This window comes from Pseudarthrobacter sp. TE3704 (genome assembly GCF_056279405.1).
This window is the reverse complement of the sequence record NZ_JBWCCJ010000002.1, coordinates 704,965-731,297: the sequence shown is the minus strand read 5'-3', so window position 1 is coordinate 731,297 and position 26,333 is coordinate 704,965. Positions and strand designations below refer to the sequence as shown.

Sequence of the window (26,333 nt, the reverse complement as noted above, 5' to 3'; positions counted from 1 at the left end):
GTAGTCCGGAGCTAAAACTTCTGGTCCTCCAGCGGCGCAAAGCCCTTGCCCCGAAGGCCCTTGCTAAACGATGCGGCCCAGCCAAGGAACCCGGCAAGGTCGCGGCGCTGGAGGAAGTAGCCCAGGTAGCCGCCGACGTCGGCCGCCAGTGAGCGGACCCGGAAATAGCGGCGGATCAGGTAGCCGCGGTTCCTGTAGTAGTAGTACCGCTTGAAGGCGGATTCCGGAACAATGACGTGCCAGCGGGCACCGAAGACATGCTGCGTCTCTGAAAATGCGTGCGGGTGGGTGATGGCCGTGGTGGTCACCGTTCCGAACCGGATCCCGGCCTTGCGCAGCCGGATGGTGAAATCCACCTCGTCACCGCGGATGAAGAGGCGCATGTCGGGCAGCCCCACCTTGAAGAAAACATCGGAGCGGATCAGGGCGCCGTTGAAAAAGTGCCCGTCATTCGGCAGGAAGCCACGTTTCTCCACCTCTGCACGGTCGTGGGTGACCTTGCCGTCCAGACGGAAGAAAAAGGACAGCCGGTCCGGCTGGCCAGGCGCTGTCACCAGCGGGACCACTGCCTCAAGGTCGCGTGCCTCAGCCTCGCGCAGCAGTGTGGCGAGGCATTCGGGATCAGCCGGCTCGGCGTCGTCGTCCATCATCCAGATCCACCGCGCGCCGCTTGCCACTGCCTTCAATGCAGCGAGGGCGAATCCACCCGCCCCGCCGAGGTTGGCTTCCGAGCGGACGTAGTCAACATTGGCGTGTCCTGCGGCGACGTCCATGGCCGGGACGGTGCCGCTGTCCACCAGGCAGATTGTGTCCACCGCGGCGGTCTGGGCGTTGATGGAATCCAGCAGCACGGCCAGTTCCCTGGGCCGGTCGAAGGTGACGGCGGCGACTGCAATGCGGGGTGTCATGGGGGTCCTTTCAGCATGGCTGTCAGGGATTTCCCCGCTCGTAATGCGCCCGTGTGGCGCGAAGCCATGAAGCCGGTGGCGCTAGTATCTTTGACTAGAGTCCACTGTAATACAGCCCTGTAAGGCACCGCGTCCACGTAAAAACGCACTGCCTGCTGCGCGATCGGCGACGGAGAAGTTTCATTTATCGAAGAACAGATTCCCGGCCCGTGAGCCCACCCACCCCCAGGCAAAGGCCAACGCCGGTGCCCTGCTTCACCACCACACCTGAAATGACCAGCACCCCATGATCATGTATCTGCTCATGGGCCTGACGGCTGCCGTCGTGTCCTACGCCGCCACCTGGGCCGCCCGAGTGGTGGGCCACCGGCTCGAGCTGCATCTGCCCATCCGCAGCCGCGACATGCACTCCACACCTGTTTCCCGGCTGGGCGGCGTTGCCATCTTCCTCGGCATCATGACGGCGCTGATCGTGGCAAGCCAGTCCTTCTTCGTCAAGGACATCTACCGCAACAACTTCTCGCCGTGGGGCGTCCTCGCGGGAGCGGCCGTGATCGTCCTGGTCGGCGTCGCTGATGACCTGCTGGACATCCGGTGGTGGGTCAAGCTCATCGGCCAAAGCGCAGCCGCCCTGACCGTAGCGGTCTGGGGAGTCCAGATGACCATCGTGCCCTGGGTGCCGGAGCCCATCTACCTGGAGAACGAAACAATCCGGGTAGTGCTGACAGCCGGGCTGATCGTCACCACCATGAACGCGTTCAACTTCATCGACGGGCTGGACGGCCTGGCCGCCGGAGTGGCCATCATCGGCGGCACAGCCTTCTTCTTCACGGCCTACTGGGTCCACCGGAACGCAGTACTGCTGGACTACTCGGACCTTGCCACCCTCATCACGGCAGTCCTCGTGGGAAGCTGCCTGGGCTTCCTGCCCCACAACTGGTTTCCCTCGAAGATCTTTATGGGAGACTCCGGCGCCATGCTGATAGGGCTGCTAATGGCATCCGCCGGTGTGGTCTCCACCGGCCAGATCACCTCCGGGCTCTACGACCGGGTCAACGGTATCTCCACCGTGATTCCCATCCTGCTGCCGTTTGCCGTGCTCTTCCTGCCGCTGCTGGACCTGGGCCTTGCGGTGGTGCGCAGAACGGCCCGCGGCCGGTCGCCGTGGTCCGCGGACCGGGGCCACCTGCACCACAAGCTCCTGGACATCGGCTACTCGCACCGGACCGCCGTCATCCTGATGTACCTCTGGACCGGCGTCCTGTCCTTCGGCGGCCTCGCGTTCGCCATCTTTCCCTGGCAGATTGTCCTCTCGGTGGACCTGTTCGCCACGCTGGTCATGGGACTTGTCACCGCCTGGCCCTACCTTGCCCGCAGGGGCGAAGAATCGCAGGCGTAATGCCGTGCGGAAACATTTCTATCTCGTGTAGAATTTGAGGGCAGCCCAAGCTGCCCCTCACACACCTGCCAATTGGCTGACTGCCTCTTGGTGCCGACGATTGGGATCGACATGACCTCCAACGCCGAGTCCGGACCTGCGTCCGGCCACGGACACGTTGGTGCTTCCGGTCCCACGCGGTCCCTCTGGCTGCATCTGTTGAGACTCAGCTCCGCGGCCTCCGCTGCGGGCCTGGCGCTGTGCGCAGTTCCTGCGGCGCTGCTGGATGGAGCGGGGGGGGCCCTTTCAAGTTCCGCAGGCGGCCTGCTGGTGATGCTGTTCTTCGGAATCAGCCTCCTGGTGGGCCACTTCGTGGGGCGGAGCAATCCGTCCGGGGCCATCGGAGTGTTCGTGGCCACCTACTTCATCAAGGTTGTGGGCTTCGCCGCCGTCCTGTTCGTCGTGGGCGCACCCCAATGGCTGCATGCCCGCTGGTTCGTGGCCGGGGCCGTCACCGCCGTCGTCTTATGGCAGGCTGCAGAAATCTTTGGTTTCAGCAAAGCCCGCCTCCAGATCTACAACGATCCAGAACCCAAGGAAACTCCTGATGCGTGATCCGAAGAAGCCCGGTAAGGCCCCCAGCGGCAGCCGCGCCTCCGGCAGCTCCGCGCCAGGTGTATCCGGGGACAACTCCGACGGCGGATACAACGCCGGAATGGCTGTCTTCAGCTACATCATTGGCGGGATCATCGTCTGGAGTTTGATAGGGTGGGGACTGGATTATCTGTGGGGAACGCGCTGGATTGTGCTCGCAGGCGCTCTGCTTGGAGCCGTCGGAGGTTTTTACCTTTCCCACATGCATGGCCTCACCAGTTCTCGCAAAAATACTGGCGAGCGTCCTGCTGCCAGCGGGCCGTCCAAGGACGGCGACAGTAATGCCAAATAATTTCACAGGGGGAACAGCAAGCCGTCAGGCTGCCGGTCCCCGCCCAACGCCCAATGATGGACACTGCAGAGAGGAAACGCGTTGATCGCGCTTGCGCTCCCGGCCCAAGATTCAGGAGAGTTCGCTCCTCCTGGAATTAACGAAATGCATTTGCCGGCAATCCTGCCGTGGGGTGCCGCAGAAGGATTCTCCAAGCAGATGCTGCTGGTCCTCCTCTCTGTCGTCATTATCGGCGCTTTCTTCGTGCTCGCCGCACGTAAGCAGCAGCTGGTTCCCGGCAAGCTCCAGTTCGCCGGCGAGGCCGCCTACGGCTTCGTCCGCAACGGAATCGCCAAGGACATCATCGGCGGCAGGGACTTCATCAAGTACGTCCCGCTGCTGTTCAGCCTGTTCTTCTTCATCCTGGTGAACAACATCTACGGTGCCATCCCGCTCATCCAGCTCCCCACGTTCTCGCACGTTGGCGGCGCCTATGTGCTCGCAGGCATCGTCTACGTCACCTGGATCGCCATCGGCATCAAGAAGAACGGACTGCGCTACTTCAAGCTGGCCACCGTACCGTCCGGTGTTCCCTGGTTCATCCTTCCGATCGTGATTCCGATCGAGATCATCTCCAACTTCCTGGTCCGGCCCGTGACGCACAGCCTCCGTCTGTTCGCCACCATGCTCGCAGGACACCTCATCGTGATGATCGCCGGCTCCGGCATCGAGTACCTCGTGATGCAGGAGAACATCCTGCTCAAGGGAACGTCGGTCCTGGTTCTTGCAGGCGCCATCGCCATGTACATGCTTGAAGCCCTGATCATGGTCCTGCAGGCCTACGTCTTTACCCTGCTGACCGCGATCTACATCGAAGGCGCGCTTCACGCCGACAGCCACTAGGCACCGCCCCGCGGCGGACGCCGCCAGGCACACACAGACTTCCCCTCACGGGGAAAGAGCAACCCAAACAACCTGCCACATGGATGGCATCTTGAAAGGAAGAAAAATGGAAGGCAATCTCAACCTCGTAGGTTACGGTCTGTCCGCAATCGGCGGTGGTATCGGTGTTGGCCTCGTATTCGCTGCCTACATCAACGGCGTCGCACGCCAGCCGGAAGCACAGCGCGTGCTGCAGCCGATCGCATTCCTCGGCCTTGCACTGACCGAAGCCCTCGCCATCCTCGGCCTGGTCTTCGCCTTCGTTCTCTAGTCCTAGAGCGAAGCGAACTTTCAGAACCGAGTAGAAAAGGACGGGTGAAATATGAATCAGCTGATCATCTCAGCCGCCACTGAAGGCGAAGTCAACCCCCTGGTTCCCAACGTCTGGGAAATGGGCGTTGTCCTCGTGGGCTTTGCCATCCTCATGTTCATCGTGGTCAAGTTCGTTGTCCCGATGTTCGAAAAGACCTTCGCCGAGCGTGCCGAGGCCATCGAAGGCGGCATTGCAAAGGCTGAAAAGGCCCAGGCTGAGGCGTCTGCTGCACTCGAAGAGTACAAGCAGCAGCTGACCGACGCCCGCACCGAAGCCAACCGCATCCGTGAGGAAGCCCGCGCCGAAGGTGCCCAGATCCTCGCGGATCTCAAGGAGAAGGCAGCTGCAGAGTCTGCCCGCATCACTGCGCAGGCCCACGCACAGATCGAATCCGAGCGCCAGGCGGCCGTTGTGTCCCTGCGTTCGGAGGTGGGCACCCTGGCCACTACCCTCGCCGGACGCATCGTGGGCGAATCGCTCAACGACGATCAGCGTGCAGCGCGGGTTGTGGACCGCTTCCTGGCAGATCTGGAGACCCAGAACGCAGGTGCAGCTAAGTAATGGCAGGCGTATCGAGCGAATCGCTGGCAACAGCCCTGGCTGCGTTGGAAGCCAAGCTTCCGACGGCGTCGCTGCAGCTGGCAAAGGAACTCTTCGGAATTCTGGGAATGGTGGACAGCTCGGCTGGCTTGCGCCGCGCCCTGACTGACCCGTCCCGCTCCGGTGACGAGAAGTCGGCGCTGGTCAGGCAGCTGGTTGGCGGAAAAGTCTCCGCTGATGCTGCAGAGATCGCGGGCGGACTGGCCAGTTCACGCTGGGCATCGGCGCGGGATATCGGCGATGCACTCGAGACTCTTGCCGCAACGGTGGTCATTTCCGTTGCTGAAAACAAGTCGGCCGTTTCTGCCTCCGGAATCACTGGCCTGGAAGAGCTGGAGAATGACCTGTTCTCCTTCAACCAGGCTGTTGCCTCCAGCCACGAGGTACAACGTGCTCTGTCCGAGCCTCAGGCCAGCGGAGCCGCCAAGGCTGTGCTGGCCGAGAAGCTGGTGCCCGGCGTCAGTGAGGAAGCAAAAGTCCTCATTACACAGGCCGTCACCCAGCCCCGCGGCATCAAGCCCACCCGGCTCGTGCAACGGTTCGCCGAACTGGCGGCCAAGCGGCAGCAGCGCTGGATTGCAACGGTCAGCGTGACCCGTCCCCTGACGCAGACGCAGCTTGCACGCCTCCAGGCGGGCTTGAATGCCATGTACGGGCGGGAACTGAAGGTCAACATCAACGTTGACCCGGCACTCATTGGCGGCATCCGCGTCCAGATTGGTGACGAAGTGCTAGACGCTTCGGTCCTCACCAGGCTGGGCCAATTGCAGCGCCAGCTGGCCGGCTAGCCGGACAAGCACAACCCAACTGATAGAAACCCCGGTCACCTTACGGTGATCACAAAACAGGAGAGCAGGGACTGCAGATGGCCGAATTGACCATCAACGCCGACGACGTCCGTAATGCGCTGAACGAGTTCGCGGCGTCCTACGAACCCGGAAACGCAGAACGCGTAGAGGTCGGCCGCGTAACCACCGCTAGTGACGGCATCGCCCGTGTTGAGGGCCTTCCCTCGGTCATGGCGAACGAGCTGCTGCGCTTCGAGGACGGCACCCTGGGCCTGGCCCAGAACCTCGACGTCCGCGAAATCGGCGTTATCATCCTCGGTGACTTCACCGGCATCGAAGAAGGCCAGGAAGTCCACCGCACCGGACAGGTTCTGTCCGTTCCCGTGGGCGACGCCTTCCTTGGCCGCGTTGTCGACCCGCTGGGCGTGCCCATCGATGACCTCGGCGACATCAAGGCCGAGACTACCCGCGCCCTGGAGCTCCAGGCGCCCGGCGTGACCCAGCGCAAGTCGGTGCACGAGCCGATGCAGACCGGACTCAAGGCAATCGACGCCATGATCCCGATCGGCCGCGGCCAGCGCCAGCTGATCATTGGTGACCGCCAGACCGGCAAGTCCGCCATCGCGATCGACACCATCATCAACCAGAAGGCCAACTGGGCTTCCGGCGATGTGACCAAGCAGGTCCGCTGCATCTACGTGGCAATCGGGCAGAAGGCGTCCACCATCGCCGCCATCCGCCAGACCCTCGAGGACAACGGCGCACTGGAGTACACCACCATCGTGGCGTCTCCCGCTTCGGACCCCGCAGGCTTCAAGTACCTGGCACCGTACGCCGGTTCGGCCATCGGCCAGCACTGGATGTACGGCGGCAAGCACGTCCTCATCGTGTTCGATGACCTGTCCAAGCAGGCCGAGGCTTACCGTGCAGTGTCACTGCTGCTGCGCCGCCCGCCGGGACGCGAAGCCTACCCGGGCGACGTCTTCTACTTGCACTCCCGCCTCCTGGAGCGTTGTGCAAAGCTGTCCGACGAACTGGGTGCCGGTTCCATGACGGGCCTGCCGCTGATCGAGACCAAGGCGAACGACGTTTCCGCCTACATCCCGACCAACGTCATCTCCATCACCGACGGCCAGATCTTCCTCCAGTCGGACCTCTTCAACGCCAACCAGCGTCCCGCTGTTGACGTGGGTGTCTCGGTGTCCCGCGTGGGCGGTGCCGCACAGGTGAAGTCCATGAAGAAGGTCTCCGGTACGTTGAAGCTGGACCTGGCCCAGTACCGCGACATGCAGGCATTCGCCATGTTCGCCTCGGACCTGGACGCCGCATCCCGTCAGCAGCTGACCCGTGGCGCCCGCCTGATGGAACTGCTCAAGCAGGGCCAGTACTCACCGTTCCCGGTTGAGAACCAGGTTGTTTCCATCTGGGCCGGCACCAACGGTTACCTGGACGACGTTCCGGTTGAGGACATCAGCCGCTTCGAGGGCGAGTTCCTCGACCACCTGAGCCGCAAGTCCTCGATCCTCACCACGCTGGCGCAGACCAACGTGCTGGATGACGACACCGCAGCAGCTCTGAAGTCGGCAATCATCGACTTCAAGAAGGGCTTCTTCGGCGAAGGCGACAACCACCTGGTAGGCGCTGGCCACGAGGAACACGACGCCATCTCCGAGGGCGACGTTGACCAGGAAAAAATCGTCAAGCAGAAGCGCTAATTCCACTGACCGGGTCAGCCGGGCCGCAAGGGCCCGGCTGACCCGGTCTACGGAATGTTAGGAAAGGATAAGTATGGGAGCCCAGATCCGGGTCTACCGCCAGAAGATCAGCTCGACCACGTCGATGCGCAAGATCTTCAAGGCGATGGAACTGATCGCTACCTCGCGCATCGGCAAGGCCCGTGCGCGCGTAGCAGCTTCACTGCCTTACGCGAACGCGATCACGCGCGCCGTTTCTGCTGTCGCCAGCCAAAGCGAAATCGACCACCCGCTGACCACTGAGCCGGAGCAAATCCGCCGCGCCGCCGTCCTGGTAATCACCTCGGACCGTGGCCTGGCTGGTTCCTACTCGGCAAGCGTGCTCAAGCAGGTGGAGGGTCTCAATGAGCTGCTCCACGCTGAAGGCAAGGAAGTCAAGACGTACCTCGTCGGACGCAAGGCGCAGGCCTATTTCGAATTCCGGAACCGTGAATACGCACGGGTCTGGACCGGAGGCACCGACGCACCCGAGTTCACAACCGCGCGCGAGGTTGGCGAAGCACTGCTGACCGATTTCGCTACCGACTACGAAGAGGGCGGCGTGGACGAGATCCACGTGGTGTACACCCGCTTCAAGTCCATGGTTACCCAGGAGCCCACGGTCATCCGCCTGCTTCCGCTGGAAGTAGTGGAAGAGCAGGCAGCTTCTGAATCGGACCTGTTGCCGCTGTACGAGTTCGAGCCGGAAACCGAGCGGGTTCTTGACGCTCTGCTGCCGCGCTACATCGAATCACGCATCTTCGCGGCCATGCTGCAGGCAGCGGCTTCCGAGCTCGCGGCACGCCAGCGGGCCATGAAGTCCGCAGGCGACAACGCCACGGACCTCATCAAGAAGTACACGCGTCTGCGCAACACCGCCCGCCAGGCTGAAATTACGCAGGAGCTTTCCGAGATTGTTGCCGGCGCCGACGCCCTCGCGTCCTAGCCTGCACCACCTTCGGATCCGCTGGACCTGCACCACAGATAAACTTAAACCCACGCCATCTACTGAGTGAAGTGAGAGAGATGACTGCCACTGCTACCGAACACGTAGCCGCAACGTCCGGTGCCACCGGCCGCATTGCGCGCGTAATCGGCCCGGTTGTCGACGTCGAATTCCCGGCTGACGCAATCCCGTCCATCTACAACGCCCTCACCACCGAGATTACTCTCAACGGTGTAACCAAGACCATCACGTTCGAGACCTCCCAGCACCTGGGCGACAACCTCGTCCGCGCCATCTCCCTGCAGGCTACCGACGGACTTGTCCGCGGTACGTCCGTGGTGGACAGCGGCGCCCCGATCTCCGTGCCCGTCGGCGACGGCGTCAAGGGCCACATCTTCAACGTCCTGGGCCAGCCCCTTGACGTTGCGGAGTCGGAACTGAACATCAGCGAACGCTGGCCCATCCACCGCAAGGCACCGAGCTTCGCCTCCCTCGAAGGCTCCACCGAGATGCTGGAAACCGGCATCAAGGTCATCGACCTCCTCACCCCGTACATCAAGGGTGGAAAGATCGGCCTGTTCGGCGGCGCCGGCGTGGGCAAGACCGTTCTGATCCAGGAAATGATCACGCGTGTGGCCCGCAACTTCGGTGGTACTTCGGTATTCGCCGGTGTTGGCGAGCGTACCCGCGAAGGTAACGACCTCTGGGTTGAAATGGAAGAGGCAGGCGTCCTCAAGGACACCGCCCTTGTGTTCGGCCAGATGGACGAGCCGCCGGGAACGCGCCTGCGCGTGGCCCTGTCCGCACTGACCATGGCGGAGTACTTCCGTGATGTGCAGAACCAGGACGTGCTGCTCTTCATCGACAACATCTTCCGCTTCACGCAGGCAGGTTCCGAGGTTTCCACCCTCCTCGGCCGCATGCCTTCGGCCGTGGGCTACCAGCCCAACCTGGCAGACGAGATGGGCCTCCTCCAGGAGCGCATCACGTCCACCAAGGGCCACTCCATCACCTCGATGCAGGCCATCTACGTTCCCGCAGATGACTACACGGACCCGGCGCCGGCAACCACCTTCGCACACCTCGACGCGACCACGGAACTTTCCCGTGAAATCGCCTCCCGTGGTCTGTACCCGGCCGTTGACCCGCTGACGTCCACCTCCCGAATCCTGGACCCCCAGTACATCGGCAAGGACCACTACAACACGGCTGTCCGCGTGAAGCAGATCCTGCAGAAGAACAAGGAACTCCAGGACATCATCGCCATCCTCGGCGTTGACGAACTCTCCGAAGAGGACAAGATCGTCGTGTCGCGTGCACGCCGCATCCAGCAGTTCCTCTCGCAGAACACCTACACCGCCAAGCAGTTCACCGGCGTTGAAGGCTCCACGGTTTCCATCAAGGACACCGTTGAAGGCTTCTCGGCCATCTGCGACGGCGAACTCGACCACATCGCGGAGCAGGCGTTCTTCAACGTCGGCGGCCTCGATGACGTTGAGCGCCAGTGGGCCAAGATCCAGGAACAGACCAAGTAATATGGCTGAGCTTGAGGTTGAGATTGTCGCAGCGGACCACTTTGTGTGGTCCGGAGCGGCCAAGATGGTCAAGGCCCGCACCAGCGATGGTGAAATCGGAATCCTGCCCGGCCACTCGCCCCTGCTGGCGATCCTGGCCGAAGGTGAACTGGCCATCCAGCCGGTTTCCGGGGACCGTATTGCCGTAGATGTTGACGGCGGATTCTTCTCCGTCGACAACGACCGCGTGGTTATTGTTGCTGACAACGCCCACCTGGGCGGCTCGGCTACCGCTGGGATCCGCTAGCACCACCTTGATGGACGCTCCGAGTCTTCCGTTCATCGCCATGGCAATCGCTTTCGGATTGCTGATCTTTGCACTGTGCCTTCTGGGGGTGCGCCGCTTCAACCTGCGGCGTGCCCTCGGCACGGTGGACGCCTCCATCTGCATGGCTGGAAACAGCTGGCGGATGGGGGTTTGTCGTTATCAGGACAACGACCTTGAGTGGTTCAGGCTGCTCTCGTTGAGCGTCCGGCCCAAGCACAAGTTCAAGCGGCATTCCCTTGAACTCCTTGGCCGGCGCAAGCCCACGGAGGCTGAGGCAGTAAAGGTCCAGCCCGACGTCGTGATTGTCGAACTCCGCTACGAAGGCCAGGACTTCCGGCTCGCCATGAAGTTCGACGCCTATACGGGACTGTCCTCCTGGCTGGAGGCCGGCCCGGTCATCGGCGTGGGGACCTGGCGCTAACCGGCGTGGACTGGTTTTTTGACGTCCGGCTCACCGATGGCCCGCTCTATTGGGCAATCCTGGTCCTCGGCCTGGCGGGCGCCGCCTACCTCGTGCTCCCTCCTCCGCACAGCGCGGGCAGGAGTTGGATCCTTCGGCTCATCACCGCCGCCGCCGCCGCTTTCGCCCTGGTGGTCACGGTGCACTGGGCCCTCATCAACGTCTTCTCCGTCTTCCCGGAAAACATTCCGGACGCCGTCCTGCTGTGGGTGGTCCCCGCCGTTGGTGCCGTGCTCCTGGTGCTGATGCGCCTGCCGCGGAGCAGTTGGCTGCGCCGGGGGACCGGGATCGCCGCTGCGTTGCTGGTGGTCGCCCTGTCGTCCGTTCAGATCAATGCCTATTTCGGGCTCAACCGGACCATCAGCGACCTGCTGGGCACCGCTTTGTCCCGTATCCCCGTGCTGGAGCCGGCCCTCATGCGCCAGGCCGGCGGGTCCGACGGCGTCCCCCTCCAGGGCTGGAGCCCGCAGGGTGCGTTGCCGGCAGGGGGAGTCCTTCGCACGTCACCGATCCCGGGCACCGCCTCGGGGATGAACACCCGCGACGCCTACATCTACCTGCCCCCCGCGTATTTCGCCCCCAACCGCCCCGCGCTTCCCGTGCTGGTCCTCATTGCCGGTCAGCCCGGCGGCCCTGCAGACTGGCTGACCGGCGGTTCGCTCCAGGACCACATGGATTCTTTTGCCGCCTCTCATGGCGGGCTGGCGCCCGTAGTGGTGGTCCCGGACCCGAACGGTTCCCAATCCGCCAACACGATGTGCATGGACAGCCGGATAGCCCGGGCGGACACGTACCTGTCCCAGGACGTGACCCGGTGGATCAGCGATACCCTCACCGTGGACAGCAACCACAGCCGCTGGGCTGTTGGCGGATTCTCTTTCGGCGGCACCTGCGCGGTGCAGATGGCCACGAGGCATCCCGATCTGTTTCCCGCTGCGCTGGCCTTCTCGGCAGAGGCCGAACCCGCCATCGCCAAGGAACGTCAGAAGACCATCGAAGGATCCTTCCCCGGGGATCCGGAAGCGTTCAACCGGCAGACCCCGTTGGGCATCATGAAGCAGCAACGGTTTGACGGCAGCCTCCTGTACCTGACTGCCGGGCAGGATGACCCGGAGTTCGTTTCTTACCTGCGCACTCTGGCGGCTGCGGCGAAGGACGCGGGCTTCGATGTCCGCGCCTACGAAGTGGAGCACACGGGCCATTCCTGGGACACGTCGTCGCGGCGGTTCGCGGATGCGCTGCAGCTCCTGGCCGACAGATGGGGGCTGCAGAAGTGAGCGCCGAGAGGCAGGTCCGGACCGCTGCCCTTGCCTGGGACACCGTGGGGCGCCCGGCGCTGTTCCGTGCACTGGCCTCATTGAAGTCGGTGCCCTTCTCGCTGACGGTCCTTGCGCTGTTCCTGGCAGCCGGGGCGGTCACCGGAAGCTACCTGGCCGGACCGCCTGAACACTTGCTGGAGCTGGCCGGGGTCAGTGGCCCGGGGCTCCGTTCCGGCCACTGGTGGTCACTGTTCACCAGCCTCTTTTTCGCCACCAACCCCCTGGCGTACCTCGCAGCCTCCTTCATGATCATCGTGCTGCTGGGGCTTGCGGAGCGGAAACTGGGATGGCGCGCCGCCGCGGCGCTGTTCTTTGGCGGACAGTTCGCAGCCGTCACGCTGTTCCTGCTGATTACCCAGCTGGCCGCATATGCCGGCGACGGGTGGCTGGACCGGATGGCGGACGACATCCTCATCGGACCCTACGGGCCGGTCCTTGCTGCCGGCATGGCCGGGAGCGCGCGGCTGCCGGTGCTGTGGCAGCGGCGGCTCCGCACAGCGGTGGTGTCCATTTCGCTCCTGCTGGTCCTGTACGTGGGGCATGCCGAAACCGTCATCGGCCTGCTGGGGGCACTCCTTGGCCTGCTGGTCGGGTGGTGGATCCAGGGTGACCAGGGCCAGCTGCACCGGCACCGCTCCACAGGCCGCGAAACCCGGAACCTGCTCGCCCTTACTGTGGCCGTTTTCGCTGTGGGCCCGATCCTTACGGGGATTGCACGGGCGCCCACCGGACCGCTGGCGCTGCTGCGGGACGTGGTCCTCAACCCGATGCCTACGCTGGGGCAGTTGGCATTCAACTGTGGGGCAACCGTCGAAGCCTCGTGCCTGGAAGCGGGCCGGGCCGGGTTCGCAGGCCCCTTTGGCCTGGCGTTGGCCGTGGTTCCGGTGGTCCTGTTGCTGATCTGTGCCGACGGGATGCGCCGCGGCCGGAGGCTCGCGCTGAACATAGCCATCGCCATCCAGCTGGCCGTGACAGCGCTGGCCGCTGTGTACCTGGCGCTGTTCGCGCTGGTCCCGTCACGCCCGCAGGGCCCCCAGGCGGCACCCATGGGGTCGGCCTTCGCACACGTGCTTCCGCTCGTCGTCGTGCCCCTGCTGCTGGCTGTGGTCCTCTGGCTCAACCGGCGGCAGTTCAGGGTGCAGACGATGCCAGCCGCCCGGCGGACGCTGGCTATGGTGGTTGGCGGCTGCTGGGCCCTGCTGGCAGGCGGCTACGCCGCAGCCTGGTTCTGGTCGGACGGACTGGCACGCGACGGCGGGCTGCTGGGCCTCTTCGCGGAACTGGCACGGCAGTATGTCCCGGTTCCCATTCCGCAGCACTACCACCGCGTGTTTGCTGACCGGAACAGCGTGGAAGCTGTCCTCTTTGCCTACTCCGGACCTGTCTTCTGGGTGGTCGCGCTTGCCGCAGTGTGGTGGGCGCTCATCGGCGGGCACTACGGCCACGATTCCGGCCGGCAGGACCGGTCGCGGGCCCGGGAACTGCTGCACCAGGGCGGTGGTCCGCTGTCATGGATGGCGCTGTGGGAACCCAATACGTACTGGTTCAGCCCCGACGGACAGGGGGCCGTGGCCTACCAGCAGCACGGCAGCGTGGCGCTGACCCTGGGCGGCGCGTTCGGTCCCCGGCAGGCACAGCACGCAGCCACCGAGGGATTCCTGGCGCACTGCCGCAGCCACGCACTCATTCCCGCGCTGTACTCCTGTGATGATTCCGTGTGGCCTGCGCTGCGGGAACGCGGCTTCGCCAGGGTGGCCGTGGCGCAGGAAACCCGGCTGGCCATCCGCGAACTCGAGTTCAAGGGGAAGGAATGGCAAAACGTCCGGACCGCGCTGAACCGGGCGGCGAAGCTCGGCGTCGAGGCGGTCTGGGGCCCTTATCATGCACTGCCGGCGTCGCTGCGCTCCCGCCTGAACGAGGTGTCGGAGGAATGGGCGGCCAACAAATCCGTTCCTGAAATGGGCTTCACCCTTGGCGGGGTGGACGAACTCGACGACGAGGAAGTGCTGTGCTGCCTCGCGGTGGACGGTAACGGAACGGTCCACGGGGTGACCAGCTGGCTTCCGGTGTACGACGGCGGGCGGCTGGTCAGCAGGACGCTTGACGTGATGCGTCGCGGTGCCGAAGGGTTTCCGGGCGTTATGGAGTTCCTGATTGCCTCCGCAGTGCTCGAGCTGCGCGACTCCGTGGAGGTCATCTCACTGTCCGGATCTCCGCTTGCCAGCCGCCCACAGGAGGCCCAGGAAGCCCAGCCCAAGGAGCACGCCCAGGCCAAGGACAACATCCAGGCCGGCCAGCCGCATCCGACGGCCGATAAGGGAAGCGATACGGCAGGAGATGGTGCGCAGAACCTGGTCCGCATCCTGGACCTGGTGGGGCATGCCCTGGAGCCGGTGTACGGCTTCCGCTCCCTGGCGGCCTTCAAATCGCGGTTCAAGCCCGAGTACCGGGCGCTGTACCTCTACTACCAGGATCCGCTGCACCTTCCCGCAATCGGCCGGGCCCTGACCCGGGCGTACCTGCCGGGGCTTTCCCTGCCGCAGGGCGCCCGCCTGGTGCGCAAATTGGTCAAGTAGGGCAATTCCAAAGCGTGGGAAAAGGCCGGCAAGCCGGTGATGGCATACCCCGCAATGGGGCTTAACAACAAATGATCCCCGGCAGAATTGCCGGGGATCATTTGTTTCGCTGAGAGCCGCGAACGGCTCAAGGCGGGGGACTAGACCAGCGTTACGCCGGTAGCCTGGGGGCCCTTGGCGCCCTGGCCGATCTCGAACTGAACGCGCTGGTTCTCGTCGAGGGTCTTGAAGCCACCGGTCTGGATTTCCGAGTAGTGAACGAAGACATCACCGTCGGAGTCATCCGGGGTAATGAAGCCGAAGCCCTTTTCAGCGTTGAACCACTTGACGGTTCCCTGTGCCATTTATTTCTCCTCATTGTGGAACTTTTTAAGATCGGCACACCTCGTGCCGGCCTTGGTCACTCCGCGAGAAGAATCCTGAATTACCCGCCCGAATTACGGACCGGTGTTGCAGGAGCTTCGCGCTCGCAACATGTCTTGCGAGCATGAAAAACACCTACACAAAGACTGAGACAAGAATTTCATGCCCGTTCCCGCAGGTCAACGGTTTGGACGTCGAAAGAAACAAAATTTAGGTAAAGACCAGGTTAAATGCCTCGTCAGGGGCGAATTCGGTAAAAGGCCCGAGGGATACGTACTTCTAGAAGAGCCGGGATTCGCTGTCGTCAACGCCGCGCATCGCGTCATAATCCAGGGTGACGCAGTCAATCCCGCGGTCGTTGGCCAGCACCTTGGCCTGCGGTTTGATCTGCTGGGCTGCAAAGATCCCGCGGACCGGGGCCAGGAGCGGATCGCGGTTCAGAAGCTCCAGGTAGCGGGTCAGCTGCTCCACGCCGTCGATGTCGCCACGGCGCTTGAGTTCGATGGCCACGGTGGCACCGTCGGCGTCGCGTGCCAGGATGTCCACCGGACCGATGGCGGTGAAGTACTCGCGGCGGATCAGCGAGTATCCGGTGCCCAGTGTTTCGATCTGTTCAGCCAGGAGCCGCTGGAGGTCCGCCTCCACGCCGTCCTTGATCAGTCCGGGATCAACCCCCAGGTCGTGTGAAGAGTCGCTGAGCTTTTCGTGGATGTTGATGATCAGCCGGTCATCGGTCTTGGCTGACTGGACGGTCCACTGCTCAACGACGCCCAGTTCGAGGTCCACGTCCTCCGGCGAGGAAACCCGGAGGGTAGCCGGCGGACTCATCCAGTTGAGCGGCTTGTAGGAGCCGCCGTCCGAGTGGACCAGCACAGAACCGTCCGCCTTCACCAGCAGGAGCCTGGAGGCGAGGGGGAGGTGGGCTTTGAGCCGGCCAACATAATCAACGGAGCATCGGGCTATGACAAGTCGCACGCCGTACAGACTACCGTCTGCCGCTGCCCGGGCTGATCCCGACGGCGGCGCTGCCGGCAATCGGGGACGCGCGGCGACGGCGGGCGGCTGGGGCAGAATGGATGCATGCCGCGTTCCAACCGTCCCCGCCGTCCTGTCTCCGGCAAGGGTGCCGCTTCCGGCCGGAGCGGCGGCAGGAAGGGCGGCGGCGAGGTGCCCGAGCTTGACCTGGAACGGGCCCGGGCAGGCATCGCCCGGCGGGAGAGCGCGCCGGACGGCGAGTGGATGGTCCGCACCATGACCGCTAAGAACGCCGAGAAGACCTACATCTGCCCGGAGTGCTCCACTGCGGTGCTGCCGGGCGTCGCGCATCTGGTGGTCTGGAAGGACGACCACCTCTTCGGAGCGGCCGCCGGCCTGGCGGAGCGGCGCCACTGGCACACCAACTGCTGGATGTCGCGCAGTTACCGCTACCGCTGAGTACCGCGAGCGGCCGGACCCCTGCTGTCGCTAAGCTGGCATGCATGACTTTTGATCCGGCGTCGTACGAATTCAGCTCCTCCGGCACACCTGTTCCCATCCGGGCCTCCACGGTCCTGCCCGCGCGGCGCGAACACGTGCAGCTGCAGACGGACGACGGACATACCCTGATTGGGGAACTGGCGCTGCCCGAATCGGGGCCGGTCCATGCCACGCTGATCACCCTTCATCCGCTGCCCACCCACGGCGGGTTCATGGACTCGCATGTCTACCGCAAGGCCTCCTACCGTTTGCCGGCCCTGGCAGGCATCGCCGTGCTGCGGTTCAATACCCGCGGAACCGCCTCTCCGCATGGGACAAGCACCGGCACCTTCGAGGAGGGCATCGGCGAAAAGTACGACGTCGAGGCCGCCGTCCGCTTCGCCGTCGGGCGGGGCCTGCCCAACAGGTGGCTGGTGGGTTGGTCCTTCGGCACCGAACTGGCCCTGATGTACGGGGCAGTGGAACCGGTTGCGTCGCAAGTGGAAGGCGCGGTCCTCCTGTCACCGCCGCTGCACCGCGCCACGGACAAGCACCTGCAGCAGTGGGCGGAATCGGGCAAGCCCCTCACGGTCCTGGTGCCGGAGCACGATGACTTCCTGCAGCCGGCCGAGGCGGCGGAACGTTTCAGCCTGGTGCCCCAGGCGCGCGTAGTGGGCGTGGCAGGAGCCAAGCACCTGTGGGTGGGGGAGAAGTACGCTTCCCGGGTCCTGAACGAAATCGTCGATGAGGTCACCGAGGCAGGCTCCGGCGCTGCCGGGCTGCCGCAGGAGTGGGACGGGCCCTCTGCCACCGCGTCCGCCTAGGCGGACGGGCCGCTAGTGCTGGTCCTGCCTGACGATGTAGATCTCCCGGATCAGCAACAGGACGGCGGCTGCCGTGGGAATGGCGATCAGGGCGCCCAGGACGCCCAGGACGCTGCCGCCGGCGATGACGGAAATGACGGCAACGGCACCGGGCACTGCCACAGCCTTCTGCATGATGCGCGGCGAGATGAAATAGGCCTCGAACTGCAGGTACGCGAAGTAGCAGATGCCGTAGATCGCGGCGGTCTGCCAGCCCTCCGTCAGCGAGACGAGCAGCACCACAATGCCTGCGATCATGCCACCCACCAGGGGGATGAACGCGAGCAGGGCGACCACGAACGCGAGCAGCAGGGCGAACGGGATGCCCACGATGGACATCACGATGAAGGCGAACGTGGCATTGAGCAGTGCCACGCAGGCCTGTCCGATCACGTAGTTGCCCACTGAACGGGTGATTTCCTCCGACAGGGCTTCCACCCGGTTCCGGCGGGAGCGCGGGGCCAGCCGGTATCCCCATTTCTTCATGGCAGGCAGTGCGGCCAGGAAGTACAGGCTCAGGACCAGCACGATCAGGGTGCCGAACAGGCCGTTGGCGACTGTGGATCCAAAGCCCACCACCCCGCCGAAGATCCCACCTACCGCTGCGGGGTCGTTGACGAACTTGTCCAGCTCTTCGGACACGCGGTCCCGCACCCCGAACTGGTCATCAAGGCTGCGGAAAAACTCGGAGTCGATGAAGTCCCGGATCCAGACCGGTGCCTGCTCCACAATTTCCGTCACCTGCTCCACGATGGTGGGGATCAGGGTGGCGAAAAAGCCGACGACGGCGCTGATCAGCACGGTGACCGAGACCAGGATGCCGGCCGGGCGGGGGATTTTGCGGTTTTCCAGCCAGCCCACCACCGGTTCCAGGCCGAGGGCGATGAACAACGCCGCCACGATCCACAGCAGCAGCTGCGTGGTGTTGGAGCCGATCCAGTACACCAGCAGGGCAAGCCCCACGCCCACCGTTCCCATGAACCCGAGGTACAGGGGGTGCTGCGGCGACATCCGGGGGCCCGGGCGGCCGAACTGCGGCCGCACCTCGCTGTCAAGGTCAGCTTCTTCCTCGCCGGCCTGGTGCTCCTGGACGTACTCGGGCGGCATTTCGAACCGGAGCCTCGGTTGCGCACCCGGCAGCGGCTGGCGAAGCCGCCGGGCCACCAGGCCAAGTGCGGCCGCCGCGGTGCCTTTCCGGCGCACGGCTTCGGGTCCCGGGGGGACGGCAGCCGGAGGCTCCGGGCTTCGAGGATTCCCGTCTGCCGCGGAGGACTCGTCCGTCTTGTCAGTCACTGGTTTTTCGGGCCTGTTCCGTGCGTGGCACCGCGTCGGCGGGCCGGTGTGATGATCATCGCAAACACTATCAGCCGCCTTGTCAATAGCCACGGAGGAGTCCGTGCCCTGGGCTCCTGCGGGTGCAGCGCGCGCCGCCGATCAGGGCCCGTGGTAACAAAACCGTTACTATTGAAGCTAAACCCCCGCTGATGATTGGTGTTTCCCTTGCGTTTAAAGACTGCAGTCGCACTCGTGCTGCTCGGCCTCCTGACACTTTTGGCCGGCATCGGCCAGAGAACCATCTGGGCCCCCTCCGAGACCTTCACGGCGTCCGCGCCGGCCGATGCCGCGGAGGCGCCGCTGACCGTCATTGACCAGAATCTGCGCACCCTTCACGGCGGCACCGTCAAGATCACCATCGAAGGTGACGGCAACTTCATGCTCGCGGCCGGCCGTCCCGATGACGTGGAAGCGTGGGTGGGCCAGGCGGCCCACAACACCATCAGCGGCGTTTCCGAGGACGGCAAGTCGCTGCAGGTTGAGCATGCCGACGGCGAAGCCACGGCACCCAACCCGGCCGGCTCGGATCTCTGGGTTTCCACGGAGAACGCCAGCGGCGACCTGGAGTACTCCTGGACCCCGCCGGCTGATGGCGACTGGACCCTCCTGCTCGCGTCCGACGGCACCAAGGCTGCTCCCGCCTCCGTGTCCATGACGTTCCCGAACGACACGTCCACTCCGTGGGCCATCCCGCTGATCGTCCTGGGCTCCCTGCTGATCCTCGGCGGCATTGCGCTGGCGCTGCTCTCGGCCCGCAAGCCCAACGGTGAAGGCGAAGGCGACGGTGCGGGCAGCGGCTTCGCCCAGCGTGCCCGTGCCAAGAGCGAGGCCCGGACGACGTCGCGCGCCAGCATGGTGGCCGCCGGTATCACTGCAGCTGTCCTGGCGGGTACCGGTACTGCCGCGAACGCCGCGACCCCCGCCCCCGAGCCCTCCGGCTCCTCGTCGGCCGCCGCCCAGGAAGAGGCTGCGTCCCCGGTCCTGCTGGACGCACAGTTCCGGCGGATCCTGGAACAGGTTTCCAGCGCTGCCGACGCCGGTGATGCGGCCAAGGATGCTGCACAGCTCACCGAGCGCGTGGGTGGCACGGAACTGGAGGTCCGCACCCAGAACTACAAGATCCGCTCGCAGGTGGGGTCCTACGAGGCCCGGATGCCGGTACGGTCCACCAAGCTGCTCACCACGGTTGTCACCAGTGACCGCGACTGGCCCCGCTCGGTGCTGGCCGTCACGCAGGGCGACGGCAACGTGGTCCCGCAGCTGCTGACCCTGGTCCAGCAGTCGCCCCGCGAGAACTACAAGCTGATGGAAACCACTCCGCTCCAGCCCGGCACCACCTTCCCCACGATCAGCCGCACGGGGACGGACACCCTTGCAGCCGGGGACAAGACCGGGCTCCTGTACAGCGGTGAAGAAGCCCTTTCCGGGCTCGCAGACCGCCTGACCACCCCAGAATCGGCCTTCAAGGACAAGCTGGTGGAAGGCGAGTCCTCGCCGTACATCGCTGACACGCTGTCCTACCAGGCTGAAGTGGTCAAGGCCGGCGAGAACGGCAACTTCTCCTTCACCCACAAGGTTGCTCCGGAAAGCACGGTTGTCTTCCGGACCGAAGACGGCGGCGCGCTGGTCCTGGGCCGGATCAACTTCAGCTTCGAAGGGACGCCCAAGGCGGCCGGCGACAAACTGACCATCGGGGACGACGCCGCAGCCCTTGCCGGCGGCAAGGAAACCACCACCGGAATGGTGCTCCGCTTCGCTGAATCCATGGCGGTGTACGTTCCGCCCGCAGGATCGACCGATCCCATGAAGCTCGTCGCGGCAACCCGCGGCCTGGTGGGGGCCAGCTTCAAGTAACCCGACTACCGCAGTACTTCCGGCAGCGGCCGGAGTGGCTAAAGTGGAAAGCATGAGTTCGCCAGCTTCCCGCCCTGTCCCTCCAGCCGCTGCCAGCCTGCTTAACCTGCGTGGCGCCGTCGACCTTTCCACCCTGAAACAGCGCCCTGCGGCGCCGGCCACAACCGGAGGTCCTGCCGGGACAGGCGCGCCGGCCGGGAACGGGCCGGAGGGGGCGCAGGCCGGCGGGCCTGAGCTGAGGGTCGACGTCACCGAAGCCAACTTCCAGCAGCTCGTGGAGCTGTCCGCGCAGGTGCCCGTGGTCTTCGCACTGTGGGCCCCGTACTCGCCGGAATCCACAGGCATGTTGGAGACCCTGGACCGCGTGGTGGCAAGCTACGGCGGCCGGCTGGTCCTCGGGGCCGCAGACATCGACGCCTTCCCGCAACTGGCCCAGGCCTTCCAGGTGCAGGCCGTTCCCACCGCCGTCGCGGTCCTGAAGGGACAGCCTGTGCCGCTCTTCCAGGGCAGTGCCGACGAGCAGCAGGTGCGCAGCCTCTTTGACGAACTGTTGAAGGTGGCTGCCGCAAACGGCGTGACAGGCAGCCTGAACGCGGGTGCCGCCGGGGAACCGGAGCCCGCACCGCTCCCGCCGCTGCACCAGGCCGCCTTCGACGCCATCGAGGCCGGCGACTATGAGGCCGCCGCCGGTTTCTACCGGCAGGCGCTGAACGAGATGCCGTCCGACCATGACGCCAAGGCCGGGCTTGCGCAGGTTGAGCTCATGGCGAGGCTGCAGCCCCTGTCCGCCCAGGACAGTGAGGCGCTCCGTACGCTGGCCGCCAACGAGCCGGACAACGTGGAGGCCCAGCTGGGGATTGCCGACCTGGACGTGGCAGGCGGGCATGTGGAGGACGCGCTGAACCGCCTGGTGGCGTTCATCGGCAGGAACTTCGGCCCTGAACGCGAGACCGCGCGGGTCCGGCTCCTGGAACTCTTCGACGTGGTGGGGGCATCCGACGAACGCGTCGGCAAGGCGCGGCAGGCCCTCGCGAGGGTCCTCTTCTAGTGCCGGCGCTTTTCGAGCCGCTGAAGCTGCGCTCACTCGAGCTTCAGCACCGCGGCTGGGTGTCGCCCATGTGCCAGTACAGCTGCGACCCAGACGCCGCTCCGGGCGTGCCCAACGACTGGCACCTGATGCACCTGGGTTCCTTTGCCGCCGGCGGTGCCGCGCTGATCCTCGCCGAGGCGTCCGCCGTGAGTCCCGAAGGCCGCATCAGCCCCCGGGACGCCGGCCTGTACAACGACGCCCAGGCGGAAGCGTGGCAGCGGATCACCACGTTCGTGCACCGGCACGGAGCCGCAGGCGCCAAAATCGGCGCGCAGCTCGCGCACGCCGGCCGGAAGGCATCCACGTGGTGGCCCTTCTCCGGCAAGCACGGCAGCGTCACCGCGGCCGACGGGGGTTGGGCCACCGTGGGGCCGTCGCCGCTGGCGTTTGAGGGTTATGCCGCTCCTGCCGCCATGACGGCGGAACAGATCCAGGAAGTGATCTCCGACTTCGCCGCGGCGGCCGTGCGCGCAGTTGAGGCGGGCTTTGACACGGTGGAGGTCCACGGCGCCCACGGTTACCTGCTGCACCAGTTCCAAAGCCCGCTGGCCAACCTGCGGGACGATGAATGGGGCGGTGACGAAACCGGACGCAACCGCCTGATGCTGGCCGTCGTCGATGCCGTGCGGGCGGTCATCCCGGACTCGATGCCGCTGCTGCTGAGGATCTCCGCCACCGACTGGGCAGAGGGCGGCATCGACCTGCCGGCCTCGGTCCGCCTTGCCCGCGAAGCCGCCGGGCGCGGCGTGGACCTGATCGACGTTTCCAGCGGGGGAGCAGTGGCCCACCAAAGCATTACACCCCGCCCGGGGTACCAGACCGGGTTCTCCGCCGCCATCCGGGAGGAAGCGGGTATTCCCACCGGAACGGTTGGCCTGCTGACGTCGGCAGGCCAGGCCGAGCATGCCATCGCCACGGGCCAGGCCGATGCCGTCCTCATCGCCCGGGCCGCGCTCCGGGACCCGCACTGGTGGCTGCGTGCGGCCTTCGAGCTGGGCAATGACATTCCGTGGGCCCCGCAGTACGAGCGGGCCCTGCCGAGGCGCACGTTCTAGTTGGTGCGTGGATGATGACGGACCGGCAGCCCGACGGGGCGCAAGCCCCTGGTGACCCAACAGAGCAGAAGCTCGAAGCCGCGATCCTGGAGCTTCTGGCGGCCAGGGCGGCGTCATCCACCATCTGCCCGTCGGACGCAGCACGTGCCGTGGGCGACGAAAACTGGCGCGACCTCATGGAGCCAGCCCGGCGGGCCGCGCGCCGGCTGGTTGACGCAGGCGAGGTGCAGATCACCCAGGGCGGCTCGGTGGTTGATCCCTCCACCGCCAAAGGCCCCATCCGGATCCGGAAAGTGCGGTAGCAGCCGGCCTCTCGGAGGCATCAGCAACGGATCCCTGCGTACGCCTTTTTTGCTACTCCTGCGGGAGGACCCCCGGACCGGATGGTGAGGGCTAGTCTGGCTTCATGAGCGCTCCGATACCTGACCCGGCACCGCAACCAAGGCCCGTGGCGGCCCTGTCCATCCGGGGCCTTGCCAAACGGTTTGGCGAAAAAATCGCGGTGGACGGCATCAGCCTGGAGGTTCCGGCCGGCTCCTTCTTCGGCATCGTCGGACCAAACGGTGCCGGCAAGACCACAACGCTGTCCATGGCCACCGGGCTCCTGCGTCCTGACTTCGGCACGGCGGTGGTGCACGGCGTGGACGTCTGGACCCGGCCCCTGGAAGCCAAGAAGCTGATGGGCATCCTGCCCGACGGCGTCAGGCTGTTCGACCGGCTCACGGGCGAGCAGCTGATCACGTATTCCGGCCTCCTGCGGGGGATGCAGAAAGACGTGGTGGCATCCCGGGTGGGCGAGCTGCTGGCGGCCATGGACCTGTCGCAGGACGCCGGAACGCTGGTGGTGGACTATTCAGCCGGCATGACCAAAAAAATTGCGCTCGCCTCCGCCCTGATCCACGCGCCGCGCCTGCTGGTCCTCGACGAACCCTTCGAAGCCGTGGATCCGGTGTCCGCGGCCAACATCCGCTCCATCCTGGACAGCTACGTGGCGTCCGGCGGCACCGTGATCGTGTCCAGCCACGTGATGGACCTGGTCCAGCGGATGTGCGACCACGTGGCCGTGGTGGCAGGCGGCCGGCTGCTGGCTGCCGGCACCGTGGATGAAGTCCGCGGCGGTGCATCCCTCGAGGACCGGTTCGTCCAGCTGGTGGGCGGCCGCAGCCACACGGAAGGGCTGGAATGGTTGCGCACCTTCTGAGGCTGAAGCTGACCCTGCTGCGCAACGGCCTCCGCCGCAGCCCGTGGCAGCTGGTGGGCATGGCTTTTGCGGGACTCTACGCGCTGGGCATTATCGCAACGCTGGTGGTGGCCCTGGTCCTGCTGCGCACGGCCGACCCCGAACTCGCACAGACCGCCGTGGTGCTCGGCGGGTCCGCCGCTGTCCTTGGGTGGGGAATCATCCCGGTGGTGGCTTCCGCCACCGACATGACCCTGGACCCTGCCCGCTTCACCACCTTCGCCATACCCATGAAGCAGATGCTGGCGGGGCTTGCCCTGGGCGGACTGATCGGCATTCCGGGCCTGGCCACGGCACTGGTGGCCCTGTCCACGGTGATGACCTGGTTCCGGGGCGTGCTGCCCGCCCTCGCCGCCTTGCTGGGAGCTGCGCTGGGCGTCCTCACCTGCGTTGTGCTCGCCAAGGTGGTGACCACGGCCACCGCCAGCCTTGCCGCCTCCCGGCGCTTCAAGGACCTAAGTGCCATCGCGTTCATGGTGCCGCTGGTCCTGCTGGGGCCGATCGTGGCGGGAGTGGGCCAGGGAATTTCGGCGTCCACAGGGTTCCTGCCGGATTTCGCACGGACTTTGTCCTGGACGCCGCTGGGCGCGCCGTGGTCCCTGGCCGGAAATGTCCATGCCGGCCAGTTTGGGCCGGCGGCGCTGAAGCTCCTGGTCTCCGTTGCCGCGCTCGCTGCCCTGGCATGGTGCTGGAAGCTCCTGCTGGAACGTGCCCTGGTCACCCCGCCCTCTGCCGGCAGCGGCAAGCGCAAGGGCGGCAAGCTGGGGCTCCTGGGACTCCTGCCGGCGGTACCGGCCGGCGCGGTGATGGCCCGGTCACTGACCTATTGGTTCCGCGACCCGCGCTATTCCGGGTCCCTGGTGGTCATCCCGCTGCTGCCCGTGGTGCTGGGATTCCAGGGGGCCCAGGTGGGTGACTTCTCCAGCCTTGCTGTCCTTGCCCCGCTGTCCGCCTTCATCCTCGCCTGGTCCATCTCTGCCGACGTCTCCTACGACAACACGGCCTTCGCCCTGCACGTCGCAACGGGCGTCCGGGGAGTGGCCGACCGGCTGGGCCGTGCACTGGCCTGCCTGGCGTTCGCCCTCCCCGTAGTGCTCGTGTTCGCCGTGGGCCATGCGGCATTCACCGGCGACTGGTCCGGGCTGCCGGGCCAGCTCGGGCTGAGCCTGGGGATCCTTTTTACGGGCCTGGGGCTGGCCTCCGTCGTGTCGGCGCGCTATACCGTGGCCGTTCCGCTGCCCGGGGACAGCCCCTTCAAGAAGCCGCCCGGCAACGTGGGGCAGACACTTGCTGTGCAGTTCGGCGGAATGCTGGTCCTGCTGGTCCTGGTGCTGCCCGAGGCTGCCCTGCTGTTCGCGCAGCTGGTGACGGGAAACAGCGTCTTTGGCTGGATCAACCTCGCGGTGGGAACCGTCCTGGGCGTTGTTCTGTTTGTGGTGGGCGTGCGGCTGGGCGGAAAATGGCTTGACGCGCGCGGCCCGGAGCTTTTGGCCCAGGTGGCCGTCAACCGCTGACGGAAACCGTCACGGCAGGGGAGGAAACAGCATGGAAATCGTCATCCTGGGCAGCAGCAAGCAGATCGGAAAGCTGGCGGCGGACGCCATCGAGGACCTGGTCCGGCACAAGCCCAACGCCGTGCTGGGCCTCGCCACGGGCTCCTCGCCGCTGCCGGTCTACGACGAGCTGGCCAACCGGCACGAGGGCGGCCTGGACTTCAGCCAGGCCTCCGCGTTCACCCTGGACGAGTACGTGGGCCTGCCCGCCGGTCACCCCGAGTCCTACCGGGAGGTGATCCGGCGCGAATTCACCAACCGGGTCAACATCGCTCCGGAGAACGTCCACGGACCGGAAGGTACGGCACAGGATATTCCCGCCGCGTGCCAGGCCTATGAGGAAGCCATCGCGGCCGCCGGCGGCGTAGACCTGCAGCTCCTGGGCGTGGGTACAGGCGGCCACCTCGCCTTCAACGAGCCCGGGTCCTCCTTTGCCTCCCGCACCCGGATCAAGAGCCTGATCGAACGGACACGCCGTGACAACGCCCGGTTCTTCAACAGCCTGGCCGAGGTCCCGCACCATGTCCTCACGCAGGGGCTGGGAACCATCATGGAGGCGCGGCATGTGATCCTGCTCGCCACCGGGGCACAGAAGGCGCAGGCAGTCCGCGACTTTGTGGAGGGCCCGGTCTCGGCCATTTGCCCGGCCTCGGTGCTGCAGTTCCATCCCCACGCCACCGTCCTGCTGGATGAAGCGGCGGCCTCGGCGCTGAAGCTTGCCGATTTTTACCGGCACACCTATGACAACAAGCCCGCCTGGCAAGGCCTGTAGCGCCCCGGATTCCTGCCTGGAGC

27 protein-coding genes are annotated in these 26,333 nt (G+C 65.4%); 23 read left to right on the top strand and 4 right to left on the bottom strand.

The genetic code is table 11. The annotated features are described in order from the left end of the window. Positions 1-11: 11 nt before the first annotated feature. Positions 12-908: a glycosyltransferase gene (locus ACZ9BC_RS07395; protein WP_476245345.1), complete on the bottom strand. Its 897-nt coding sequence runs from the start codon at positions 906-908 to the stop codon at positions 12-14. A gap of 286 nt (positions 909-1,194) precedes the next feature. Between ACZ9BC_RS07395 and ACZ9BC_RS07390 the strand changes: the two genes are divergently transcribed. The 14 genes from ACZ9BC_RS07390 (at position 1,195) to ACZ9BC_RS07325 (ending at position 14,730) form a co-directional block, all read left to right on the top strand. Continuing rightward, a complete protein-coding gene (locus ACZ9BC_RS07390) occupies positions 1,195-2,307 on the top strand; it encodes an MraY family glycosyltransferase (RefSeq protein WP_476245344.1) in 1,113 nt (370 codons plus the stop codon). A 111-nt stretch (positions 2,308-2,418) separates the two neighbouring features. Beyond that, positions 2,419-2,901 (top strand): hypothetical protein, encoded by a 483-nt coding sequence (locus ACZ9BC_RS07385; protein WP_476245343.1) that lies wholly within the window; start codon positions 2,419-2,421, stop codon positions 2,899-2,901. Next, positions 2,894-3,232: an AtpZ/AtpI family protein gene (locus ACZ9BC_RS07380; protein ID WP_079597671.1), complete on the top strand. Its 339-nt coding sequence runs from the start codon at positions 2,894-2,896 to the stop codon at positions 3,230-3,232. Before ACZ9BC_RS07385 ends, ACZ9BC_RS07380 begins: the two co-directional genes overlap by 8 nt. Before the next feature lie 81 nt (positions 3,233-3,313). Continuing rightward, the gene (atpB, locus tag ACZ9BC_RS07375) at positions 3,314-4,114 is read left to right on the top strand and encodes a F0F1 ATP synthase subunit A (RefSeq protein ID WP_050054629.1); all 801 of its coding nucleotides are present in this window, start codon (positions 3,314-3,316) and stop codon (positions 4,112-4,114) included. A gap of 106 nt (positions 4,115-4,220) precedes the next feature. Beyond that, positions 4,221-4,424, top strand: coding sequence for an ATP synthase F0 subunit C (gene atpE / locus ACZ9BC_RS07370; RefSeq protein ID WP_009356484.1), 204 nt, complete (start codon positions 4,221-4,223; stop codon positions 4,422-4,424). A gap of 51 nt (positions 4,425-4,475) precedes the next feature. Then, entirely contained in the window at positions 4,476-5,027 is a 552-nt protein-coding gene (locus tag ACZ9BC_RS07365) for a F0F1 ATP synthase subunit B (protein ID WP_476245342.1), read from the top strand. Then, positions 5,027-5,854, top strand: coding sequence for a F0F1 ATP synthase subunit delta (locus ACZ9BC_RS07360; protein WP_476245341.1), 828 nt, complete (start codon positions 5,027-5,029; stop codon positions 5,852-5,854). Before ACZ9BC_RS07365 ends, ACZ9BC_RS07360 begins: the two co-directional genes overlap by 1 nt. A 77-nt stretch (positions 5,855-5,931) precedes the next feature. After that, on the top strand, positions 5,932-7,569 hold the full coding sequence (gene atpA / locus ACZ9BC_RS07355; RefSeq protein WP_079597674.1) for a F0F1 ATP synthase subunit alpha: 1,638 nt from the start codon (positions 5,932-5,934) through the stop codon (positions 7,567-7,569). A gap of 73 nt (positions 7,570-7,642) precedes the next feature. After that, positions 7,643-8,533, top strand: coding sequence for a F0F1 ATP synthase subunit gamma (locus ACZ9BC_RS07350; protein WP_476245340.1), 891 nt, complete (start codon positions 7,643-7,645; stop codon positions 8,531-8,533). Between the two features lie 80 nt (positions 8,534-8,613). Further along, complete coding sequence (atpD, locus tag ACZ9BC_RS07345; protein WP_476245339.1) at positions 8,614-10,068, top strand: F0F1 ATP synthase subunit beta; 1,455 nt, start codon at positions 8,614-8,616, stop codon at positions 10,066-10,068. Position 10,069: 1 nt separating this feature from the next. Then, positions 10,070-10,354: a F0F1 ATP synthase subunit epsilon gene (locus ACZ9BC_RS07340; protein ID WP_079597677.1), complete on the top strand. Its 285-nt coding sequence runs from the start codon at positions 10,070-10,072 to the stop codon at positions 10,352-10,354. A 10-nt stretch (positions 10,355-10,364) separates the two neighbouring features. Further along, the gene (locus ACZ9BC_RS07335; protein WP_079597678.1) at positions 10,365-10,796 is read left to right on the top strand and encodes a DUF2550 domain-containing protein; all 432 of its coding nucleotides are present in this window, start codon (positions 10,365-10,367) and stop codon (positions 10,794-10,796) included. Positions 10,797-10,801: 5 nt separating this feature from the next. Further along, positions 10,802-12,112, top strand: a complete 1,311-nt coding sequence (locus tag ACZ9BC_RS07330; RefSeq protein ID WP_476245338.1) for an alpha/beta hydrolase — start codon at positions 10,802-10,804, stop codon at positions 12,110-12,112. Further along, on the top strand, positions 12,094-14,730 hold the full coding sequence (locus tag ACZ9BC_RS07325; protein ID WP_476245337.1) for a bifunctional lysylphosphatidylglycerol flippase/synthetase MprF: 2,637 nt from the start codon (positions 12,094-12,096) through the stop codon (positions 14,728-14,730). The genes ACZ9BC_RS07330 and ACZ9BC_RS07325 overlap by 19 nt, the downstream gene beginning before the upstream one ends. 140 nt (positions 14,731-14,870) lie before the next feature. Here the strand turns inward: ACZ9BC_RS07325 and ACZ9BC_RS07320 are convergent, their stop codons facing one another. Then, positions 14,871-15,074 (bottom strand): cold-shock protein, encoded by a 204-nt coding sequence (locus tag ACZ9BC_RS07320; RefSeq protein WP_011692441.1) that lies wholly within the window; start codon positions 15,072-15,074, stop codon positions 14,871-14,873. Positions 15,075-15,372: 298 nt separating this feature from the next. Next, positions 15,373-16,068 (bottom strand): endonuclease NucS, encoded by a 696-nt coding sequence (nucS, locus tag ACZ9BC_RS07315; protein WP_476245336.1) that lies wholly within the window; start codon positions 16,066-16,068, stop codon positions 15,373-15,375. A gap of 105 nt (positions 16,069-16,173) precedes the next feature. Here nucS and ACZ9BC_RS07310 point away from each other — a divergent pair, with 105 nt between their 5' ends. Further along, entirely contained in the window at positions 16,174-16,527 is a 354-nt protein-coding gene (locus ACZ9BC_RS07310) for an ATP/GTP-binding protein (protein ID WP_476245335.1), read from the top strand. Between the two features lie 44 nt (positions 16,528-16,571). Next, positions 16,572-17,372 (top strand): alpha/beta hydrolase, encoded by an 801-nt coding sequence (locus tag ACZ9BC_RS07305; protein ID WP_476245334.1) that lies wholly within the window; start codon positions 16,572-16,574, stop codon positions 17,370-17,372. A gap of 12 nt (positions 17,373-17,384) precedes the next feature. On the opposite strand, the gene ACZ9BC_RS07300 is transcribed toward ACZ9BC_RS07305, so the two are convergent. Continuing rightward, positions 17,385-18,704: an AI-2E family transporter gene (locus ACZ9BC_RS07300; protein WP_476245333.1), complete on the bottom strand. Its 1,320-nt coding sequence runs from the start codon at positions 18,702-18,704 to the stop codon at positions 17,385-17,387. 234 nt (positions 18,705-18,938) lie between these two features. Between ACZ9BC_RS07300 and ACZ9BC_RS07295 the strand changes: the two genes are divergently transcribed. The 7 genes from ACZ9BC_RS07295 to nagB all read left to right on the top strand — a co-directional run bounded on the left by ACZ9BC_RS07295 (position 18,939) and on the right by nagB (position 26,310). Next, a complete protein-coding gene (locus ACZ9BC_RS07295; RefSeq protein ID WP_476245414.1) occupies positions 18,939-20,600 on the top strand; it encodes a DUF8094 domain-containing protein in 1,662 nt (553 codons plus the stop codon). Positions 20,601-20,652: 52 nt separating this feature from the next. Continuing rightward, the gene (locus ACZ9BC_RS07290; RefSeq protein WP_476245332.1) at positions 20,653-21,648 is read left to right on the top strand and encodes a tetratricopeptide repeat protein; all 996 of its coding nucleotides are present in this window, start codon (positions 20,653-20,655) and stop codon (positions 21,646-21,648) included. Beyond that, positions 21,648-22,745: an NADH:flavin oxidoreductase/NADH oxidase gene (locus ACZ9BC_RS07285; RefSeq protein ID WP_476245331.1), complete on the top strand. Its 1,098-nt coding sequence runs from the start codon at positions 21,648-21,650 to the stop codon at positions 22,743-22,745. Before ACZ9BC_RS07290 ends, ACZ9BC_RS07285 begins: the two co-directional genes overlap by 1 nt. 11 nt (positions 22,746-22,756) lie before the next feature. Next, positions 22,757-23,047: a DUF3253 domain-containing protein gene (locus ACZ9BC_RS07280; RefSeq protein ID WP_476245330.1), complete on the top strand. Its 291-nt coding sequence runs from the start codon at positions 22,757-22,759 to the stop codon at positions 23,045-23,047. 104 nt (positions 23,048-23,151) lie between these two features. Next, positions 23,152-23,946: an ABC transporter ATP-binding protein gene (locus ACZ9BC_RS07275; RefSeq protein WP_476245329.1), complete on the top strand. Its 795-nt coding sequence runs from the start codon at positions 23,152-23,154 to the stop codon at positions 23,944-23,946. Next, entirely contained in the window at positions 23,928-25,499 is a 1,572-nt protein-coding gene (locus tag ACZ9BC_RS07270; protein WP_476245328.1) for a transporter, read from the top strand. The genes ACZ9BC_RS07275 and ACZ9BC_RS07270 overlap by 19 nt, the downstream gene beginning before the upstream one ends. Before the next feature lie 31 nt (positions 25,500-25,530). Further along, positions 25,531-26,310 carry a glucosamine-6-phosphate deaminase gene (gene nagB / locus ACZ9BC_RS07265; protein WP_476245327.1) on the top strand — a complete coding sequence of 260 codons (780 nt, stop codon included), beginning with the start codon at positions 25,531-25,533 and terminating at the stop codon, positions 26,308-26,310. Positions 26,311-26,333: the final 23 nt, after the last annotated feature.

Coding starts and splice junctions, on each gene's coding strand:
- ACZ9BC_RS07290 (WP_476245332.1), top strand. CDS start 20,653: ATGAGTTCGCCAGCTTCCCGCCCTGTCCCTCCAGCCGCTGCCAGCCTG.
- ACZ9BC_RS07390 (WP_476245344.1), top strand. CDS start 1,195: ATGATCATGTATCTGCTCATGGGCCTGACGGCTGCCGTCGTGTCCTAC.
- atpD (WP_476245339.1), top strand. CDS start 8,614: ATGACTGCCACTGCTACCGAACACGTAGCCGCAACGTCCGGTGCCACC.
- ACZ9BC_RS07395 (WP_476245345.1), bottom strand. CDS start 908: ATGACACCCCGCATTGCAGTCGCCGCCGTCACCTTCGACCGGCCCAGG.
- ACZ9BC_RS07365 (WP_476245342.1), top strand. CDS start 4,476: ATGAATCAGCTGATCATCTCAGCCGCCACTGAAGGCGAAGTCAACCCC.
- atpA (WP_079597674.1), top strand. CDS start 5,932: ATGGCCGAATTGACCATCAACGCCGACGACGTCCGTAATGCGCTGAAC.
- ACZ9BC_RS07280 (WP_476245330.1), top strand. CDS start 22,757: ATGATGACGGACCGGCAGCCCGACGGGGCGCAAGCCCCTGGTGACCCA.
- ACZ9BC_RS07385 (WP_476245343.1), top strand. CDS start 2,419: ATGACCTCCAACGCCGAGTCCGGACCTGCGTCCGGCCACGGACACGTT.
- ACZ9BC_RS07270 (WP_476245328.1), top strand. CDS start 23,928: ATGGTTGCGCACCTTCTGAGGCTGAAGCTGACCCTGCTGCGCAACGGC.
- ACZ9BC_RS07380 (WP_079597671.1), top strand. CDS start 2,894: ATGCGTGATCCGAAGAAGCCCGGTAAGGCCCCCAGCGGCAGCCGCGCC.
- ACZ9BC_RS07340 (WP_079597677.1), top strand. CDS start 10,070: ATGGCTGAGCTTGAGGTTGAGATTGTCGCAGCGGACCACTTTGTGTGG.
- ACZ9BC_RS07325 (WP_476245337.1), top strand. CDS start 12,094: ATGGGGGCTGCAGAAGTGAGCGCCGAGAGGCAGGTCCGGACCGCTGCC.
- nagB (WP_476245327.1), top strand. CDS start 25,531: ATGGAAATCGTCATCCTGGGCAGCAGCAAGCAGATCGGAAAGCTGGCG.
- ACZ9BC_RS07275 (WP_476245329.1), top strand. CDS start 23,152: ATGAGCGCTCCGATACCTGACCCGGCACCGCAACCAAGGCCCGTGGCG.
- ACZ9BC_RS07305 (WP_476245334.1), top strand. CDS start 16,572: ATGACTTTTGATCCGGCGTCGTACGAATTCAGCTCCTCCGGCACACCT.
- ACZ9BC_RS07335 (WP_079597678.1), top strand. CDS start 10,365: ATGGACGCTCCGAGTCTTCCGTTCATCGCCATGGCAATCGCTTTCGGA.
- ACZ9BC_RS07320 (WP_011692441.1), bottom strand. CDS start 15,074: ATGGCACAGGGAACCGTCAAGTGGTTCAACGCTGAAAAGGGCTTCGGC.
- atpE (WP_009356484.1), top strand. CDS start 4,221: ATGGAAGGCAATCTCAACCTCGTAGGTTACGGTCTGTCCGCAATCGGC.
- ACZ9BC_RS07350 (WP_476245340.1), top strand. CDS start 7,643: ATGGGAGCCCAGATCCGGGTCTACCGCCAGAAGATCAGCTCGACCACG.
- ACZ9BC_RS07310 (WP_476245335.1), top strand. CDS start 16,174: ATGCCGCGTTCCAACCGTCCCCGCCGTCCTGTCTCCGGCAAGGGTGCC.
- ACZ9BC_RS07360 (WP_476245341.1), top strand. CDS start 5,027: ATGGCAGGCGTATCGAGCGAATCGCTGGCAACAGCCCTGGCTGCGTTG.